Below are 16,422 nucleotides of genomic sequence, written 5' to 3' on the forward strand. Positions count from 1 at the left end.
GGTGGAACGGTGAAGGGCGGTAGGCACAGGGGCTAGCCCTTTCCCTTGAACCTTTCCCTGATCATGGAAATGAGGAAAGCCGTCTCCTCGGCTTTCACCAGGACGCTGACGGATAGAAACACGAATATACCTGCCAGCACACTCAGCCCGAGGACGGTGGCGTTGAACAGACCGGCTCCAGGGCTACCCCATCTTCCAAAAAGGCTCATTCCGTAAACAACCCCGCCCATGGCCGTACTCGCCACAGAGACCTTGCCCAGCGACTTCAGGACACGGGTCCATTCTATGTTTCCCACCCTCTTTGTGAGAAAAACCACCAAGACAAGGAAATTCAAAACCGCTGAAAGGGAATTTGCCAGGGCGAGCCCTGAATGCTTCAGGGGAACCATCAAGATCAGCCCGAAGACGATATTGCTGATCAAGGCCAGAACGGCGACCCTTACAGGAGATCGCATGTCTTGAAGGGCAAAAAAGGCCGGAGCCACGATCCTCACCCCCGCGATGGCCCAGAGGCCAAGGGCATAGTACAGGAGGGCCTCGGAAGTGAGGATGGTCGCCCGAAAATCAAACTCACCTCTTTGGAAAAGAAGGCCGACAATGGGGACCCTGAGGAGGATCAACCCCACCGAGGCTGGAATGGTGAGGAAAAAGACCATGCGAAGGCCAAAACCTATTGTGTCGGCAAATTCTCCGAGCCGGTCCTGCACGACCAGCCTCGAAAAGCTCGGAAGAGCCGCTGTTCCGAGGGCCACCACGAAGATTCCAAGGGGGAACTCGATAAGCCGATAGGCGTAGTAGAGAAAAGAGATGCTCCCCTTGATCAGAAAAGACGCGAGAATCTGGCTCACGAATACGTTGATCTGGGCGACCGCTGTTCCAAGAACGGCGGGAACCATGAGGGTTCCTATCCTCCTGATACCGGGGTTTGAACCGAAGCGGAAGTTGGGGCGAAAGTGAATCCCTTTTGCCACCAAGAAGGGGATCTGAAAAACCAGTTGAGCCGCCCCGCCCACGAGGACACCAACGGCCAGCGCCAGGATCGGCGGGTTGAATCGCCGGAAGAGCAGAAAGGCGCATCCGATCATCGAGATATTCAAGAGGGCCGGCGCAAGGGCGGGCGCTGCAAAATGGCCCAGAGAGTTGAGGACCCCCATACAAAGGGCCACCAGCCCGATGAAGAACAAATAGGGGAAAACGAGCCGGGTCATCAGCACGGCGAGACGGAACTGGTCGGGGTCGACGAAACCGGGTGCCAGAATCCGGATCAAGGAGGGGGAAAAAAGCATACCCGCAACGCTCAGGCCGACAAGCACGACAGAGAGCAGGGTAAAGGCCACGTTGACCAAATCCTCCCAGTCCTTTTCCCCTCTGTGGTGCAGGTATTCCGAAAAGACCGGAATGAATGAAACCGTGAGAGAGCCCTCACCGAAAAGCCTTCTCAGGGTGTTCGGTATCCTGAAGGCAACAAAAAATGCATCTGTGGCCATCCCCGCCCCGAAGAAATAGGCGATCACCATGTCACGGAGATACCCGAGAATCCGGCTGAGAAGGGTCGCGGTGCCCACAACCCCTGTAGCCCTCGCTATTGTCTTCTCTTCAGACATGAAGACCCGCTTTCGAGGCAGAACTCAGAGGGAGCCTCGCCGAACCCCTCTATGGAGCCTCAACTAGTAAAGTCGACTGCTTGCAAAATACTCGATCCGGGGCCGAGCAAAACCCCGTCCCTCGAGAACTTGACAGAGTCCTCTCGAAATGGTAGATAAATCATGCTCGCAAATCGAAACGGAGGTCTACCATTGGCAACTCACAGGTCGGCTGTAAAGCGAATGCGGCAGAACGAGAAACGCCGTGAGAGGAACATGCACATCAAATCCCGGGTCAAGTCTCGTGTGAAGAAACTCCTGCAAGCCGTCCAGTCCAGGGATGTAGAAGCGGCCAAAGGCGCCTTCTCCGCCGCGGTGCGCGAAATAAACAGAGCACGATCCAGGGGTGTTCTCCACAGGAATACGGCCTCCAGGAAGATCTCCAGACTCGCCCGGAAATTCGCGGTCCTTTCGACTCACTGAGATCCCTTCCCGGCAACAGACTATCTGATTTCCTGCACCCGGGTGACAACCCCTTCCAACTCTGCTGTGTGCCTTGGCCATGGCCGTTGCACGGGAAGACTTCCCTAACAGCAGAGGGAGATGACCAGGCCCTCGAGTATGGTCTGCTTGGAGGTGCTCCGGGTCTTGAAGGCCACATGGCTTTCAAAGAGGCGACCATAACACTCTTCGAGTTCGCCTGGAGTGAAACTGTTCAGCTGGGCGAGGAATTTCCTGAGAGAGAAATCCGGCACGCCCACGGCTCTTCCGATCTCCCTGTCCCTCATCCCAAGGGACCGCATCTCTCTTGCCTTCCAGATGAGGCGAAACTGCCTTACAATCATGCCCAGGATTTTCAGGTGAGGTTCTCCGCTCTCCAGCATCTCCTTGAGGATCGTCAGCGCCTCCTCGCAGTTTCTCATTCCCACCGCCCGAGTCAGGTCGAAAACCGTATGGGTCCCAAGAGGAGAGATCACCGCCTCGACATGGTCCGCCTCTATCCGCCTCCCCTCTCCCGCATAGAAGGCCGCCTTGTCTAGCTCCTGGTATATCTCGCCGAGGTCGTTACCCGCCAGTTGCTGTATCATCACCGCCGCTTCGGGCGATATCTCTTTGCCCAGTTCTGTTGCCCTCCTTGCCATGTACCGGGTCAAAAGACCTCCCCGGGGGTGGGAGAACGAAACGACCCTGCCCTTTCTCTCCAGGACCTTCAGGTATCCCTTCCAGGGGCCTGCGACCCGGCCGGTCAGAATCAGACAAGTCCTGGGAGAGGGGTTTTCGAAATAGGAGATGAGGGGCTTTACCTGATCGGCTGTAAAGAGGTGGGCATCCTTGACGACTACTACCCGCCACGGTGCCATCATGGGAAGGGTCTTTGCCGCATCGAGGATCTTCTCGGGTTGGCTCTCACCACCCTCGAAGAGATCGTAATTGAAGTCCCTCGTCCCGGGCTCCAGACAGACCGACTCGATCCGCTTGCGGGCTTCCTCGACAAGATAGGTCTCCTCTCCTCCCAGGAAATAGAGTGGGAAGATCCTCCTTCTCTCCAGCTCCTTCTCAAACCCGAGAGGGTCCATCACCATGCCTCCAACCCGGCTGGACGACGGCGGGCAGGCTCAGAATCGGTTCACAAGCCGGTCGTAAACGACCTCGGCCAACTGCCTTGCGATCCCATCGATGGCCTCCTGCTTTCGGGCCTCATTGGTCAGGAGGTTGGAAGTCACCCTGAATTCCTGGATCTCCTTCAAAGAGGGGGCCTCCCAAAGAATCTCCCCCGTATCGACCCGCCTGACGATCACTCCCAGGGAGACCTCGGTCCGGTATTGCACTGCCAGGCCGTCCGCCCCGTACGAGATCGAGGTGATGGAGAAATCCTGGATACTCCCCTCGAGAATACTGTCGGCTCTATCTTCTCTAACAACCCTGAGCCGTCCTTCCAGGTTGAACCGCCTGACCATGGCATGGGTGAAGGCGTTCTCGATCCCGGCCTCCAGGGTCTGATTGTCCATGGTGGGGATGGCGATCGTCCTGATCTCCCGGGGGAGTGAAGTCGTCTTTCTCTCCAGGCCGTAGCCGCAACCCCACAGGCCCAAGAGCAAAACCAGACCGTTCAGGCCGGCCCTCCTGACCAGAGGCCACCGGAAAATGGCCCTTCCCCTCTTTGAACGAACTTTCCGACCCGTTCTAAGCCTCCCCCGATCTCACCGGACCACTCCGTGAAGGGATCCGGGTAAAAGGCCGGTGTCAACCACAGACAACATTGACGAGTTTGCCGGGCACCACTATGATCTTTCTTATCCGTTTTCCCTCTGTAAAGGCCCTCACCCGCTCACGGCCGAGGACCACCCGTTTGAGTTCCTCTTCCCCTGAGGAAACAGGCACACTCATCCGGTCCCTGAGCTTGCCGTTGATCTGTACGACAATCAGCATCTCCTCCTCGGCCAGGGCGCCGGGATCGTACTCAGGCCATGGAACCTCGACAATACTCCCCTCTTTTCCAAGAACACGCCAGAGTTCCTCCCCCATGTGGGGGACAAAGGGAGAGAGGAGAATGACCGTCGTTTCTATGGCCTCCCGCAACACGGAAGGACCCGGCCCGTTCCCGGGATCGAACTGATAGACGGCGTTGACCAGTTCCATGATGGCGCTGATGGCGGTGTTGAAATGAAACCGCTCGATGTCCTCGGTAACCTTCCTGATGGTTCTGTGGGTCTTGCGGTGGAGGATCCGCTCCACTCCTTCGAATACCTCGCCCCGCCGCGGCAGAGGCGCCTCACGGACCGCATCGAGATGGTTGAAAACCATTCTCCAAACCCGGTGGAGAAACCGGAACGATCCCTCCACGCCCTGATCACTCCAGTCGAGGTCCTTCTCAGGGGGTGAGGCGAAGAGGCAGAAGAGCCGGGTCGTATCCGCTCCGTACCGGTCGATAAGGTACTCTGGATCGACCACGTTCTTCTTCGACTTGGACATCTTCTCCTTGGCCCCTGCCTCAACCGGCCGGCCGCAGTGGACACATCGACCCTCTTTCACCTCTTCTGGATAGAGAAGGCCGTGAGTGGGACAACGGAGGACTTCCTTGCAGACCATACCCTGGGTCAGGAGGCGGGTAAAAGGCTCATCCACCCCGACGATTCCCTCATCACGCAGGACCTTGGTAAAAAACCTCGAATAGAGAAGATGGAGGATCGCGTGCTCGATCCCCCCTATATACTGATCCACGGGCATCCAGTAGTCTACCCGCTTCCTGTCGAGTATCCCGCCCGCATAATCCGGACACGCAAAGCGCTCGAAGTACCAGGACGACTCAACGAAGGTATCCATCGTGTCGGTCTCCCGGCTAGCCGCTCCGCCGCATTTGGGGCAGGTGGTCTCCACAAACGAGGGGAGAGACTTCAGGGGAGATTCTCCTGTACCGGTCACCTTGACGTCGTAGGGAAGCAACACCGGGAGGTCCTCCTCTCGGACCGGCTGAATCCCGCACCGGCTGCAGTAGACAATGGGGATAGGTGCCCCCCAGTACCGCTGTCTCGAGATACCCCAGTCCCTCAGGCGGTAGCTCACGCTTCTCCTGCCGAGGCCTTTCTCTTCCAGATACCTGACGATGGCCTCTCTTGCCTCCTGGCTGTTCATGCCGTCGAAGGGGCCCGAGTTGACGAGCCTTCCCTCCCCTTCGTAGGCCTCGGTCATGGTCTCTTCCCTGAGCTCTCCGCCGGGAGGTTGAATCACCACGATGAGAGGGAGACGGTACTTCTTTGCAAACTCAAAATCCCTCTGGTCGTGGGTGGGGACCGCCATGACAGCCCCGGTCCCGTACTCCATGAGGACGAAGTTGGCTACATAGATGGGCATCCTGGCCCCTGTCAGCGGATTCAGGCAGTACCTTCCAGTGAACACCCCCTCCTTGTCCACCTCTTCCGAAGACCTGAGAGTCGAATCCTGCCTCTTGGCTCTCTCGACGAAGTCCCTCACTGCTTCGGCCTGCGGTGTATCCTGCGATAACTCCAGAGCAAGAGGGTGTTCCGGGGCCAAACTCATAAAGGTGGCCCCGTATACGGTATCCTGGCGGGTCGTGAAGACGGTGATATCCCCTCTCCCGTCCTCGCGGGAGAACCGGATCTCCGCCCCCACACTCCTGCCGATCCAGTTTTCCTGCATGGCCAAAACCCGTTCAGGCCACCCCTTCAGTCTCTTGCAGTAGTCGAGGAGCTCATCGGCATAGGCGGTAATCCTGAAAAACCACTGATCGAGCTCCTTTTGGGTCACTCCAGAGTGACACCGCCAGCAGAGCCCGGCCTCCACCTGTTCGTTGGCGAGTACCGTCTGACAATGCTCACACCAGTTTACATTCGAGCGCTTCCGGTAGGCGAGTCCCTTTTCGTACATCTTCAAAAAGAGCCACTGCTCCCACCGGTAGTAGGTAACATCGCAAGTGGCCAGCTCACGCTCCCAGTCATAACTGAATCCCATCCTTTTGAGCTGGTTCCGCATGGCCTCGATGTTTTGATAGGTCCATTTGGCTGGATGGACCCCGTGCTCGATGGCCGCATTCTCGGCGGGCATTCCAAAGGCATCCCATCCCATGGGGTGGAGCACATTGTATCCTCGCATCCTTTTGTAGCGAGCCAGCACGTCACCAATGGAGTAGTTGCGCACGTGACCCATGTGCATCTTGCCCGAGGGGTACGGAAACATCTCCAGGAGATAGTACTTCTCCTTGCTCGCATCTTCTGTTACGGAGAAGAGCCTCATCTCCTCCCAGTAACGCTGCCACCTGGCTTCGATCTCTTTCGGATCGTACCGCTCCTTCATTACCCTTCACTCCGGCCTCGGAGTACGGCGGATTCCGGCATCCCCGCGGGCTCTGGAATCCCTGCAACTCCCCGAATCTATCGGTCTCCCGATGGGACAAGACCAGATCCACCGAGAAAAGTCCCTCTGCTTACAGACGATCATTTCTTTTCGCCCGAACCGCCTTTTGAAGCCTTCTCCTCCTCCTTTGATTCCTTTTCGGCCCCGGCTTCCACCTCGGCCTTCTCCCTCATGGATGAACGAATCTCTGAGACGAAGAACACCACCAGCACGGCCCCCACCACGATGAACAACGCGGGCACAGAGGCCATCAGGGCCTTGATGAACAGACCCCACCACGTGACAATCCCCCAAAGGCCAAGAACAACCAGAACCACTCCGATGATGATTCCCAGAACCTTCCCCATACTCATACCTCCCTTGTTTTTTTGCTTCAACAACCACTCCGGAATCGCCTTCACAACATGAAACCGGTTCTCCAGTTAGTCCCACACCGCCATAAGGAAGTCCATGGATCACCTCACCGGTGACCTCATCCCCCTCCCCGTCGAGGAGGGAGAAGATCTCTCTTCATCCCTTTTCTGATTCCTCCAGCCTGTTACAGGATATACCGGCTCAGGTCTTCGTCTTCCACGAAGTCCCTCAGCCGATCTCCAACGTAGGCGGCATCGATCTCGATCGTCTTGGTCCGGGCCTCCGGGGCCCCGAAGGAAATATCCTCCAGGAGTTTCTCCATGATGGTGTAAAGGCGGCGAGCGCCGATGTTTTCCATTCGCTCGTTGATAACCGTCGCGATACGGGCGATCTCCGCAATAGCGTCTTCTTTGAAGACCAGTTCCACCCCCTCGGTCTCCAGCAATGCCTTATACTGCTTTATCAGTGCGTTCTTCGGCTCCGTGAGAATCCGCATGAGGTCCTCCCTGCTGAGAGGTTCCAGCTCCACGCGAATAGGGAACCGACCCTGCAACTCGGGAATCAGATCCGAGGGTTTGGACACGTGAAAGGCGCCTGCAGCAATAAACAGGATGTGGTCGGTCTTGACAGGACCGTATTTCGTAGCCACGGTCGTGCCCTCCACGATGGGCAGGATATCCCGTTGGACACCCTCCCTGGAGACGTCCGGCCCGTGTACACTCTCCTTTCCCGCGATCTTGTCGATCTCATCGAGAAAGATGAACCCCGATTGCTCCACCCGCTCTGTGGCCATCCTGACGACCCTGTCCATGTCCACCAGCCGCTGGGCTTCCTCCTGGGTCAGTATCTCCAGGGCCTCGGGAACCTTGACTCTTTGGTGCTTCTTCTTTTGGGGGAACATATTGCCCAGCATATCCCGGATATTGATATCCATCCCTTCGAAGCCGGCGGCTGAGAAAATCTCGACCATGGGGATATTCTTGTCCGTGGTCTCCACATCAACGTACCGTCCGTCGAGCTTGCCGCTTCTCAACAGCCCTCTCAGCTTTTCCCGAGTCGAGTTCTCATACTCCATCACCCTCACCGGTTCGGAATCGAATCGGTCCTGTTCCTCCCCGGATGGTTCCTCCATCCTGCCCGGCACCTCTCTCTTCCCTCTCCCGGGCCGGGGCAACAGGATGTCGAGGAGACGTTCCTCGGCGATTTCACGGGCCTTGTGACGGACCTTCTCGGTCTCTTCGGCCTTTACCATGTTGACGGCCTGATCCATCAGATCCCGAATCATCGATTCGACGTCTCTGCCTACATAGCCGACCTCCGTGAATTTCGAGGCCTCGATCTTCAGGAAAGGCGCCTGAGCCAGCTTCGCCAGACGCCTGGCGATCTCCGTTTTACCCACGCCTGTAGGACCGATCATGACGATGTTCTTGGGATAGATCTCGTCGCGGAGCTCCGGTGGAACCTGCTGGCGCCGCCAGCGGTTCCTCAGCGCAACGGCGACGGCCCGTTTTGCCCGTTCCTGGCCGATGATGTACTTGTCGAGCTCCGAAACGATCTCTCGGGGGGTAAAAAGCGTCATCTCCCCAGTTCCTCCACCACGATCCGATCGTTCGTATAGATGCAGATGCCCGCCGCAATCCGCATCGCCTCTTCCGCCACGGCCCTGGCCTCCAGGTCAGAATGGCGAACCAGAGCCCTTGCAGCAGCCAAGGCATAGGGACCCCCGCTTCCGATGGCGGCGATCCCCTCATCCGGCTCTATCACGTCGCCGTTCCCTGATAGGATGAGCGAGTTTTCCATGTCGGCAACGATTAGCAGTGCTTCCAAACGCCTCAAGATCTTGTCGGTCCGCCAGTCCTTGGCCAGTTCCACGGAAGCCCGCATCAGGTTTCCCTGGTACTGCTCGAGCTTCTGCTCAAACTTGGCAAACAGGGTGAAGGCATCGGCAGTGGCACCGGCAAACCCGGCCAGGACCCTGTCGTGAAACATCTTTCGAACCTTTCTGGCGGATTGCTTCATGACGGTAGTCTCAAAAGTCACCTGGCCGTCACCGGCCAGGACGACCCGCCCCCTGTGCCGGACGCACAGAACCGTCGTCCCTTTCCAGCCGTGCCTTCCATCATCTCCCTTGCTGCTCATGGAGCCCTTGTTTCCTCCTGTTACGCCAACTTCTCGGGTGAGCCCGGTCATAGACATCGATCAGCCTGTCGATGCCCACATGGGTGTATTTCTGGGTCGTCGAAAGACTAACGTGGCCCAGGAGCTCCTGAATGCCCCTCAGATCCGCCCCTCCCTCAAGGAGATGAGTGGCAAAGGTATGCCTCAGGCTGTGGGGGGAGACGCCTTTCGGCAGGCCGCATCGTCCCGCGTATTTCTCCACGATCCTGGCGATGCTCCGCGGTGTCAATCGCCTTCCCCAACGGTTCAGGAAAAGGGCCCTCTCCTGCGGATCGGCTCCCTGAAGACTCTCCCTCTTTGCCAGATAGGACCTCAGGGCTTCGACGGCCTTCGACCCCAGAGGAACGATCCTCTCCTTCCTTCCCTTTCCCATCACCCGGACAACCGCCACATCGAGATCGGCGGAATCCACATCGAGGCCTGCCAGCTCTCCCACACGGAGCCCGCTTGAGTAAAGGGTTTCCAGAATCGCCCTATCCCTCGCATCGAAGGCTGATTCCCCCTCCGGAGACTCCATCAGGCGAAACGCATCATCAACCGAGAGGGCAAAAGGAATATGCTTCTCCTGTCTGGGAGTGCCCACGAGCTGAGCCGGGTTGGATGGAATCACCCGCTCCTTCACGAGAAACCTGAAGAACGACCTGACCGAGGCCAACTTGCGCGCCATTGTGCTCTTCCGGTTTTTCCCGTAAAGAGAACCCAGAAAAGCACGAACCATGACAGGGTCGATCCTCCCCACATCCACCCCGCCGTCAGAACCGGTTGCCAGACCGTTTCCCCTAAGAAAGGCCTCAAACTCATAGAGATCCAGGGCATATCCCCTGCAGGTATGCTCCGAGAAACCCTTCCCGAGTGAGATCTGTTCCAGGTATCTCTCGATAGAAGCTCTCATCACAGGTCAGACCGTCTCCAAAGTCGGTACATCAAGACCATTAAGATATATCATAAGATGGGAGATAATCAACTTCTTTTTGAAATCAAGGGGTTCGAGGGAGGCTCGCTGGGCCGAGGCGACTGGGAAATCTCGGCCGCCGGGCTTCGTCTCCGTCCGGCCTCCACGTTCGGCCTGCCGTCACTAAAGATCGAGTGCCTCCAAGACCGCGTCCATCTCAGGCGGCAATGAGAGTGGTTTTTCGGAGACCCCGACCGCCGTGTCGGGATCTTTCAGCCCGTGTCCTGTGAGAGTGCAAGCCACGGTCTCACCTTTCTTGAAGAAACCCCTCCTGTTCAGCTTGATCACACCGGCAACGGAGGCGGCGGAGGCAGGTTCGCAGAACACCCCTTCGGTGCGCGCTACCAGGCGATACGCCTCAAGGATCTCGTCGTCACTGACGCTGTCGATAAGTCCGCCGGACTCGTCCCTGGCAGTCTCTGCCTTTTTCCAGCTTGCCGGACTCCCGATGCGAATGGCCGTGGCAACCGTTTCGGGCCTCTTTATCACGTGACCGGCTACGATGGGAGCCGCCCCCTCGGCCTGAAAACCGAGCATTCTCGGCAGGTTCGGTGCCCTGTCCCTTTCACGGTACTCCACATAACCCTTCCAGTACGCCGTGATGTTCCCGGCGTTTCCAACAGGAAGGGCGTGATAGGTGGGAGCACATCCCAGGATGTCGCAAATTTCAAAGGCCGCTGTCTTCTGGCCCTCGATCCGGTAAGGGTTGAGGGAATTGACAAGGGTAATCGGGTAGTCCTCGGAGATGCGGAGAACGATCTCCAGGGCTTCATCGAAATTCCCATCCACCTGGATCACTCTGGCGCCGTGCATCATGGCCTGGGACAGCTTTCCGAAGGCGATCTTCCCCTCCGGGATCAGAACCACGGCTTGCAGTCCGGCCCTGGCTGCATAGGCCGCCGCCGAGGCCGAAGTGTTGCCTGTCGAGGCACAGATGACCGAACGGGCCCCTTCCTCCAATGCCCTTGAGACCGCCACAGTCATACCCCTGTCCTTGAAAGAGCCCGTCGGGTTGAGCCCTTCGTACTTCAGAAAGATCCTCGCCGGGCTCCGAATAGCTGCCGCCAGCTTCTCCGCCGGGATCAGAGGTGTGTCTCCCTCGTGGAGGGTTACGATGCACTCCTCCCTGCTCAGAGGCAAGAAATCCCAGTATTGTCTTATGACTCCCCGCCAGTTCATCGACCCTCCTCAAGAAAGGTTGTCCTCAACGCGAACCCGGACCGTGCGCTTCAAAACACTGGGAAGGGTGTCGACCTCCTCCAGGGCCCGAAGCAGGTCCTTGCCCCTGGCCTCGTGGGTCATCATCACCACGGGGACAGCCTCTCGGACCTGCCTCCCCTTCTGGATCACCGAGGCGATGCTGATCCGGTTCCTGCCCAGGATTCCCGAGATCCTCGAAAGGACCCCGGGTCTGTCAACGACTGTGAAACGCATGTACCAGGGAGTAACCACATGGTGAATGTCCCTGATCCGGATCCTCTTGACGTGGCGATTCTGATAGGAAAGGGGAGGCACGCGCCCAGCCGAGCCGCGAAGGACATTCCTGGCCAGGTCGACGACATCGCTCACAACAGCGCTGGCCGTGGGCATCTGGCCCGCCCCCCGCCCGCTGTACATGGTCGATCCCACCGCGTCCCCGGTGACGAATATGGCATTGTCGACACCCTCTACAGTGGAGAGAGGATGCTCCAGGGGAAGGAGTGTGGGATGGACCCTGGCCTCCACTTGGGCCCCCTCGGCCTTGGCGATAGCCAGGAGCTTGATTCTGTACCCCAGCTCCAGGCTGTATCGGAGGTCGAGGGCAGAGATCCCGGATATCCCCTCGGTGTAGATCTTTTCGAAAGGAAACCGTACCCCCCAGGCCAGGCGGACCAGGATTGCCAGCTTATGGGCCGGATCGACTCCCTCGATATCCATGGAAGGGTCGGCCTCTGCAAAACCCCGCTCCTGGGCCTCCCTCAAGACCTCGTCGAATTCCCCCTCCCCTCCGGCCATCTTGGTCAGGATATAGTTTGAAGTGCCATTGAGAATCCCGAAAATAGAGGTTAGTCGGTTGGCGACCAGACCCTCCCTGAGAGACCGGATGATGGGGATGCCGCCCCCAACGGAAGCCTCAAAACTTATGTCCACACCATGCCTGTGGGCGGCGCTGAATATCTCATCGCCGTGAAGGGCAAGAAGCGCCTTGTTGGCCGTAACAACGTGCTTCTTGTTTCGAAAGGCCTCCAGAATAAACGTCCGTGCCGGTTCGTATCCCCCTATCAGCTCGACGACGATCGATATTTCCGGGTCTCTGATGACCTCTTCGGCGTTTCTTGTCAGCCTCTCCTTGTCGACCCGGACGCCCCGGTCTCGATGGATGTCGAGATCAGCGATGCGCTTCAAGATCAACGGCGTTCCGAGCCGCCTCTCGATAAGCCCTCCGTTCTGTTCAAGGACCCTGACAACACCTGATCCCACGGTTCCGAATCCGATCAGCCCGACCTGGATTCCCCTCATCTAGGCATCCCTCCCCCGAGGATCTCCTATCACTCCGAATCGAAATCAGCACCTGGAAAACGCCCTTCTTTGTTACCACATCCGAGAGGTCCCTTCAACCTCTGCCCGGCCATCCGGCAGGCCCATGGACGAAAATGCAGTGGGAGTCCGGCCCTTCCCGGGACGAGCCTGTTCCCTTTTTGATCTTCCTCCCTTATAATAGACCTGTAACACAGCGGAAAACAAATCACAGGGGGAGGTGTCCAGACGATGGCCGACGACAGGAGGACTGCAAGAGGCGGTTTCCGGGCGACCCTTGCACTCTTAATATCTATCATCGCCCTTATCGTAGCCTTCATCGCCTTTGAACGAACCGGGGGAAACCGCGAACTGAATCTGAGGATTCAGGATCTTCAGACAAAGATCGAAACGATGAAGAAGGAGACTGCCAAGCGGATGGACACGATCCGGCAGCAGACGGCTGAAGCTCTCGAGAAGGTCGGAAGGGCTATAGGAAAAGAGTAGACCAGAGCGCCCGATGCATCGATGACAGGCCTCTTCCTTCTTCGAGAGAACGGTGACATGATTCTCACCCATCCTCGCTAGATTGACCATTTCCTTCTCACGTGATTGAAGGACAGAGAAGGCCTCGGCTGCCTTCGTCTCACCCGGTGCTCTCCCGGTGAGGGGAAGGGGACGGGGTTGCTTGTCGAAGCCCCCGTGTGAAACGGTTCTGGATAAGTGCCTTGTTGCATCGTGACACACCGAATACCAGACTCCACTGGTGAGGGAGGTAAGAGATGAAAAGCCTTTACAGACACCTGAGGGCCAGGATCGTGGCCGGTATTCTGCTCATCCTGCCCGTCGGGGTCACCCTGTTCCTTCTCAACTTCTTTTTCAGGCTGGTCGACGGCCTCCTTGCTCAACCCATCGCCAAGATCCTGGGTTATTTCTTGCACAGGGAGGTTACGATTCCAGGGCTCGGGTTTCTCGCATTCTTGATCCTGATCTATCTGGCAGGCATCATAGCGACCAACGTGGTGGGCAGGGGCTTCGCCTATTTCACCGATCGCTTCTTCACCGTCATCCCCCTGGCCAGGGGGATTTACGGGGCGGCCAAACAACTCACCCGCGCCTTCGCTCCTGAGAGAAGACAGACCTTCCGCCAGACGGTCTTTGTGGAATTCCCCAAGGCTGGTTGCTATACGATCGGGTTCGCCACCAACGAAATCACGGACAAACACGGGAGGGTCTTTCTGTCGGTCTTCGTACCCACCACCCCCAACCCCACATCAGGGTACATGCTCATCGTCGACAAGGACCGCGCGATCCCCTCCTCGCTGAAGATAGAAGAGGCGATCAATTCGGTCATCTCAGGGGGATTCGGCCTCCCACCGAGCTTAAGGGTTCCCCTCTCGATTCTACCTTGACTTGGAAGGGGCTTCCCAATTAGGATTGAGTTGTCACGGTCGGGAAACCTATCGGGACAACGGAACAGAACCAGGGAAACTCCAAGATGAGAGGCTTTCCATGGCAAGAGACCTTCTTTCGATGAAGCAGGACGCGAGGCGGATCTTTGCCCACGCTCTTTCTGCAGTCGATCCGGCGGCTGCGGTGAAGCGGGTTGTGAGAGTCGAGGGGACAGAGCTGGTAGTGGCCGGCCACCGTTACGATCTCTCGAAAATCGACCGGGTGTATGTGATCGGTGCCGGAAAGGCCAGCGCGTCGATGGCAGGGGCCCTGGAGGAACTGATGGGCGAGAGGATCGCCGATGGGGCGGTGACGGTGAAATACGGGTACGCGGCATCCCTTCGAAAGATCATGATTACCGAGGCAGGCCATCCCGTGCCCGACCAGAACGGCGTCGCCGGCAGCCTGCGAATAGTGGAGATCCTGAAAAGGGCCGGCGAAAAGGACCTGGTAATCGGTCTCATTTCGGGCGGGGGATCTGCCCTGACCCCCCTGCCTGCCGAGGGAATCACCCTTGAGGACAAAGACGCCCTTACCCGTCTCCTGCTCGGCTGCGGTGCCACAATCGATGAATTCAACACCATAAGGAAACACCTCTCCAGGATCAAGGGGGGCAACATGGCCCGATTGGCCTTCCCTGCCACGCTGGTCAACCTGATGCTCTCCGACGTGATCGGGGATCCCGTGGATGTCATCGCGTCGGGCCCGTGTGTCCCGGACAGGTCGACCTTTCAGGACTGCGAGAGAATAATCGAGAAATACCACCTTCGCGAGAAACTCCCTCCCTCTGTTGCAACCAGGTTCCGGCTGGGCGTTGAAGGCAAGATCCCCGAGACTCCCAAACCCGGCGATCCTGTATTCGAGAAGGTACAGAACGTCATCATCGGCAACAACCGGGTCGCAGTCCAAGGGGCTGAAGCAAAGGCAAGGGAACTTGGCTATCAGACCCTCATCCTCTCCACCTCCATCAAAGGGGAGACACGTGAAGTCGCAGGCGTGCACGCCGCCATTGCCAGGGAAATGCATGCAAGCGGGAACCCCGTAGGCCTACCGGCATGCGTCATCTCCGGGGGGGAGACCACGGTCACTATTCAGGGCACCGGCCTGGGAGGAAGGAACCAGGAATTCGCTCTGGCCGCAGCCCTGGAAATCGAAGGAATCGACCATGTGGTCATTTTGAGCGGTGGAACCGACGGAACCGACGGGCCTACGGATGCGGCCGGAGCTGTGGCCGACGAAACCACGGTGTCGAGGGCCAGAGCCCTGGGGATCGATCCGCAGGCCTATCTCGATGACAACGATTCCTATCACTTCTTTGAAAGACTGGGGGATCTCCTTCTGACAGGTCCCACCAATACCAACGTGATGGATGTGAGAATCATCCTCGCTGATACACCCACGGAGGATGAGACATGAGCAGGCAGCCCTGAGTGGAGGAGCCGCCCCATGGAACCGAAGACTCTCTTCTACATCGGCATCACCCTGGGATTCGTCGCAGGGGTCGTGGCCACCCTGATTGTGGTAAAGGTGAGGTCCCTTTTTGCCTCTGCTGAAACAAGGAGGTTGAGGCAGGAAAAAGGGATCCTTGAAAAGAGGCTCCAGGAAAAAGACAGACATATCGACTCCATGATGGGTCACGCCGAGAGGTTGGCCCGGGATCTCAGCAAGAACCGGCGATCTCAGGGAAGCCGGTGAGACACGGGGCCGGTCCTGCATTGCCGTCCGGCGAGATGGAGAAGAGAGCATGGCAGGAGGAGATGGAGATGGGGGAAAGGAGACTAAGCCTTCCGGGAGCCCTCGTGGGTGCCCTGCTGGGCCTCGGAGCAGAGATCGCGATTCGAGAGCTGGTTGGGTTGGACGTGGTGGACGGTATTCTGGAGATCATAGGAGCCGGTTTCGGGCTGATCCGGATCGACAAACGGATATACGAGTCCACCGTGAGACTCCTCAAGGGGATGGACATCGAGTCCGATGATGACTATCGCCGGATTCTTCGGAGAATCGACGAACTCACACTGGACCTTCCGGAACTCAGGGAGAGCTTCCTGAGACTGATGGAGGCGGGGCTCCGAGCAAAGAAGGCCTAGCCAACTATGATCGGCCTCGGAGTTCTTATCAGAATTCTCAGGAAAGCGGCGGGAAGACCCCTCGAGAAAGCCGGGGTCTTGCCTACCCGTTTCTACTTGAGAGAGATCCTGGAAGCCCTCGATCGAGACGACGTGGGCAGGGCGCTCAGGCTGCTTACCCTCTCAAGAGGGGCCTGGGTCGATAGATCCCGGTGGGAACTGGTCCGCCAGCAGGTAATCTTTCGGTGTCGTCTTTTGATGGAGCACCATGACAGACGGATCCGCCTCATAGAGGATCGACAAAGGCGGCTCGAAAACAAGAGGAGGTACCCCTGGCGGTGGTTTCGTAAGGCACCGGCCGGAAACCGCGGGGGTTGTGAGGATCTCCTCGCCCTGGAGAGGAGGGCCAGGGCTCTCCTCGAGAAATACGAGGCAGAACTCAAGAGCATGTAGGATGCGGGACTTGGAC

The 16,422-nt window shown here is 58.0% G+C and carries 17 protein-coding genes; 7 read left to right on the forward strand and 10 right to left on the reverse strand.

Going from position 1 to position 16,422, the window contains the following annotated elements:
* Positions 1 to 32 precede the first annotated feature (32 nt).
* Positions 33 to 1,604 carry a murein biosynthesis integral membrane protein MurJ gene (murJ, locus tag JRJ26_07470; protein ID MBW2057321.1) on the reverse strand — a complete coding sequence of 524 codons (1,572 nt, stop codon included), beginning with the start codon at positions 1,602 to 1,604 and terminating at the stop codon, positions 33 to 35.
* A gap of 192 nt (positions 1,605 to 1,796) precedes the next feature.
* On the opposite strand from murJ, the gene rpsT reads away from it, so the two are divergent.
* Complete coding sequence (gene rpsT / locus JRJ26_07475; protein ID MBW2057322.1) at positions 1,797 to 2,066, forward strand: 30S ribosomal protein S20; 270 nt, start codon at positions 1,797 to 1,799, stop codon at positions 2,064 to 2,066.
* A gap of 104 nt (positions 2,067 to 2,170) precedes the next feature.
* Here rpsT and holA read toward each other — a convergent pair whose 3' ends face one another.
* The 9 genes from holA to JRJ26_07520 form a co-directional block, all read right to left on the reverse strand.
* Complete coding sequence (gene holA / locus JRJ26_07480; GenBank protein ID MBW2057323.1) at positions 2,171 to 3,160, reverse strand: DNA polymerase III subunit delta; 990 nt, start codon at positions 3,158 to 3,160, stop codon at positions 2,171 to 2,173.
* A 39-nt stretch (positions 3,161 to 3,199) separates the two neighbouring features.
* Positions 3,200 to 3,682 (reverse strand): hypothetical protein, encoded by a 483-nt coding sequence (locus tag JRJ26_07485; GenBank protein MBW2057324.1) that lies wholly within the window; start codon positions 3,680 to 3,682, stop codon positions 3,200 to 3,202.
* A 145-nt stretch (positions 3,683 to 3,827) separates the two neighbouring features.
* A complete protein-coding gene (locus JRJ26_07490) occupies positions 3,828 to 6,395 on the reverse strand; it encodes a leucine--tRNA ligase (GenBank protein ID MBW2057325.1) in 2,568 nt (855 codons plus the stop codon).
* 140 nt (positions 6,396 to 6,535) lie between these two features.
* Complete coding sequence (locus JRJ26_07495) at positions 6,536 to 6,802, reverse strand: hypothetical protein (GenBank protein ID MBW2057326.1); 267 nt, start codon at positions 6,800 to 6,802, stop codon at positions 6,536 to 6,538.
* A gap of 191 nt (positions 6,803 to 6,993) precedes the next feature.
* Positions 6,994 to 8,388 carry an ATP-dependent protease ATPase subunit HslU gene (hslU, locus tag JRJ26_07500; GenBank protein ID MBW2057327.1) on the reverse strand — a complete coding sequence of 465 codons (1,395 nt, stop codon included), beginning with the start codon at positions 8,386 to 8,388 and terminating at the stop codon, positions 6,994 to 6,996.
* Complete coding sequence (hslV, locus tag JRJ26_07505) at positions 8,385 to 8,948, reverse strand: ATP-dependent protease subunit HslV (GenBank protein ID MBW2057328.1); 564 nt, start codon at positions 8,946 to 8,948, stop codon at positions 8,385 to 8,387. Before hslV ends, hslU begins: the two co-directional genes overlap by 4 nt.
* Positions 8,929 to 9,879, reverse strand: a complete 951-nt coding sequence (locus JRJ26_07510; protein ID MBW2057329.1) for a tyrosine recombinase XerC — start codon at positions 9,877 to 9,879, stop codon at positions 8,929 to 8,931. Before JRJ26_07510 ends, hslV begins: the two co-directional genes overlap by 20 nt.
* Positions 9,880 to 10,062: 183 nt before the next feature.
* Positions 10,063 to 11,118, reverse strand: coding sequence for a threonine synthase (locus JRJ26_07515; protein ID MBW2057330.1), 1,056 nt, complete (start codon positions 11,116 to 11,118; stop codon positions 10,063 to 10,065).
* A 9-nt stretch (positions 11,119 to 11,127) separates the two neighbouring features.
* Complete coding sequence (locus JRJ26_07520) at positions 11,128 to 12,438, reverse strand: homoserine dehydrogenase (GenBank protein ID MBW2057331.1); 1,311 nt, start codon at positions 12,436 to 12,438, stop codon at positions 11,128 to 11,130.
* 249 nt (positions 12,439 to 12,687) lie between these two features.
* Between JRJ26_07520 and JRJ26_07525 the strand changes: the two genes are divergently transcribed.
* The 6 genes from JRJ26_07525 (at position 12,688) to JRJ26_07550 (ending at position 16,406) form a co-directional block, all read left to right on the forward strand.
* Positions 12,688 to 12,942, forward strand: coding sequence for a hypothetical protein (locus JRJ26_07525; protein ID MBW2057332.1), 255 nt, complete (start codon positions 12,688 to 12,690; stop codon positions 12,940 to 12,942).
* A 275-nt stretch (positions 12,943 to 13,217) separates the two neighbouring features.
* Complete coding sequence (locus JRJ26_07530; GenBank protein ID MBW2057333.1) at positions 13,218 to 13,847, forward strand: DUF502 domain-containing protein; 630 nt, start codon at positions 13,218 to 13,220, stop codon at positions 13,845 to 13,847.
* 100 nt (positions 13,848 to 13,947) lie between these two features.
* Entirely contained in the window at positions 13,948 to 15,303 is a 1,356-nt protein-coding gene (locus JRJ26_07535; GenBank protein MBW2057334.1) for a glycerate kinase, read from the forward strand.
* 30 nt (positions 15,304 to 15,333) lie between these two features.
* Positions 15,334 to 15,582, forward strand: coding sequence for a hypothetical protein (locus tag JRJ26_07540; GenBank protein MBW2057335.1), 249 nt, complete (start codon positions 15,334 to 15,336; stop codon positions 15,580 to 15,582).
* A gap of 68 nt (positions 15,583 to 15,650) precedes the next feature.
* Entirely contained in the window at positions 15,651 to 15,974 is a 324-nt protein-coding gene (locus JRJ26_07545; protein ID MBW2057336.1) for a hypothetical protein, read from the forward strand.
* A 6-nt stretch (positions 15,975 to 15,980) separates the two neighbouring features.
* The gene (locus JRJ26_07550; GenBank protein ID MBW2057337.1) at positions 15,981 to 16,406 is read left to right on the forward strand and encodes a hypothetical protein; all 426 of its coding nucleotides are present in this window, start codon (positions 15,981 to 15,983) and stop codon (positions 16,404 to 16,406) included.
* Positions 16,407 to 16,422 lie beyond the last annotated feature (16 nt).

The organism is Deltaproteobacteria bacterium (assembly GCA_019308905.1).
Lineage (GTDB): Bacteria > Desulfobacterota > BSN033 > WVXP01 > WVXP01 > JAFDHF01.

What these genes read in the sequence shown, in the direction of transcription:
- murJ (MBW2057321.1), bottom strand. Translation starts at nt 1,604, where the DNA reads ATGTCTGAAGAGAAGACAATAGCGAGGGCTACAGGGGTTGTGGGCACC.
- holA (MBW2057323.1), bottom strand. Translation starts at nt 3,160, where the DNA reads ATGGACCCTCTCGGGTTTGAGAAGGAGCTGGAGAGAAGGAGGATCTTC.
- JRJ26_07490 (MBW2057325.1), bottom strand. Translation starts at nt 6,395, where the DNA reads ATGAAGGAGCGGTACGATCCGAAAGAGATCGAAGCCAGGTGGCAGCGT.
- JRJ26_07495 (MBW2057326.1), bottom strand. Translation starts at nt 6,802, where the DNA reads ATGGGGAAGGTTCTGGGAATCATCATCGGAGTGGTTCTGGTTGTTCTT.
- hslU (MBW2057327.1), bottom strand. Translation starts at nt 8,388, where the DNA reads ATGACGCTTTTTACCCCCCGAGAGATCGTTTCGGAGCTCGACAAGTAC.
- hslV (MBW2057328.1), bottom strand. Translation starts at nt 8,948, where the DNA reads ATGAGCAGCAAGGGAGATGATGGAAGGCACGGCTGGAAAGGGACGACG.
- JRJ26_07510 (MBW2057329.1), bottom strand. Translation starts at nt 9,879, where the DNA reads ATGAGAGCTTCTATCGAGAGATACCTGGAACAGATCTCACTCGGGAAG.
- JRJ26_07515 (MBW2057330.1), bottom strand. Translation starts at nt 11,118, where the DNA reads ATGAACTGGCGGGGAGTCATAAGACAATACTGGGATTTCTTGCCTCTG.
- JRJ26_07520 (MBW2057331.1), bottom strand. Translation starts at nt 12,438, where the DNA reads ATGAGGGGAATCCAGGTCGGGCTGATCGGATTCGGAACCGTGGGATCA.
- JRJ26_07525 (MBW2057332.1), top strand. Translation starts at nt 12,688, where the DNA reads ATGGCCGACGACAGGAGGACTGCAAGAGGCGGTTTCCGGGCGACCCTT.
- JRJ26_07530 (MBW2057333.1), top strand. Translation starts at nt 13,218, where the DNA reads ATGAAAAGCCTTTACAGACACCTGAGGGCCAGGATCGTGGCCGGTATT.
- JRJ26_07535 (MBW2057334.1), top strand. Translation starts at nt 13,948, where the DNA reads ATGGCAAGAGACCTTCTTTCGATGAAGCAGGACGCGAGGCGGATCTTT.
- JRJ26_07540 (MBW2057335.1), top strand. Translation starts at nt 15,334, where the DNA reads ATGGAACCGAAGACTCTCTTCTACATCGGCATCACCCTGGGATTCGTC.
- JRJ26_07545 (MBW2057336.1), top strand. Translation starts at nt 15,651, where the DNA reads ATGGGGGAAAGGAGACTAAGCCTTCCGGGAGCCCTCGTGGGTGCCCTG.
- JRJ26_07550 (MBW2057337.1), top strand. Translation starts at nt 15,981, where the DNA reads ATGATCGGCCTCGGAGTTCTTATCAGAATTCTCAGGAAAGCGGCGGGA.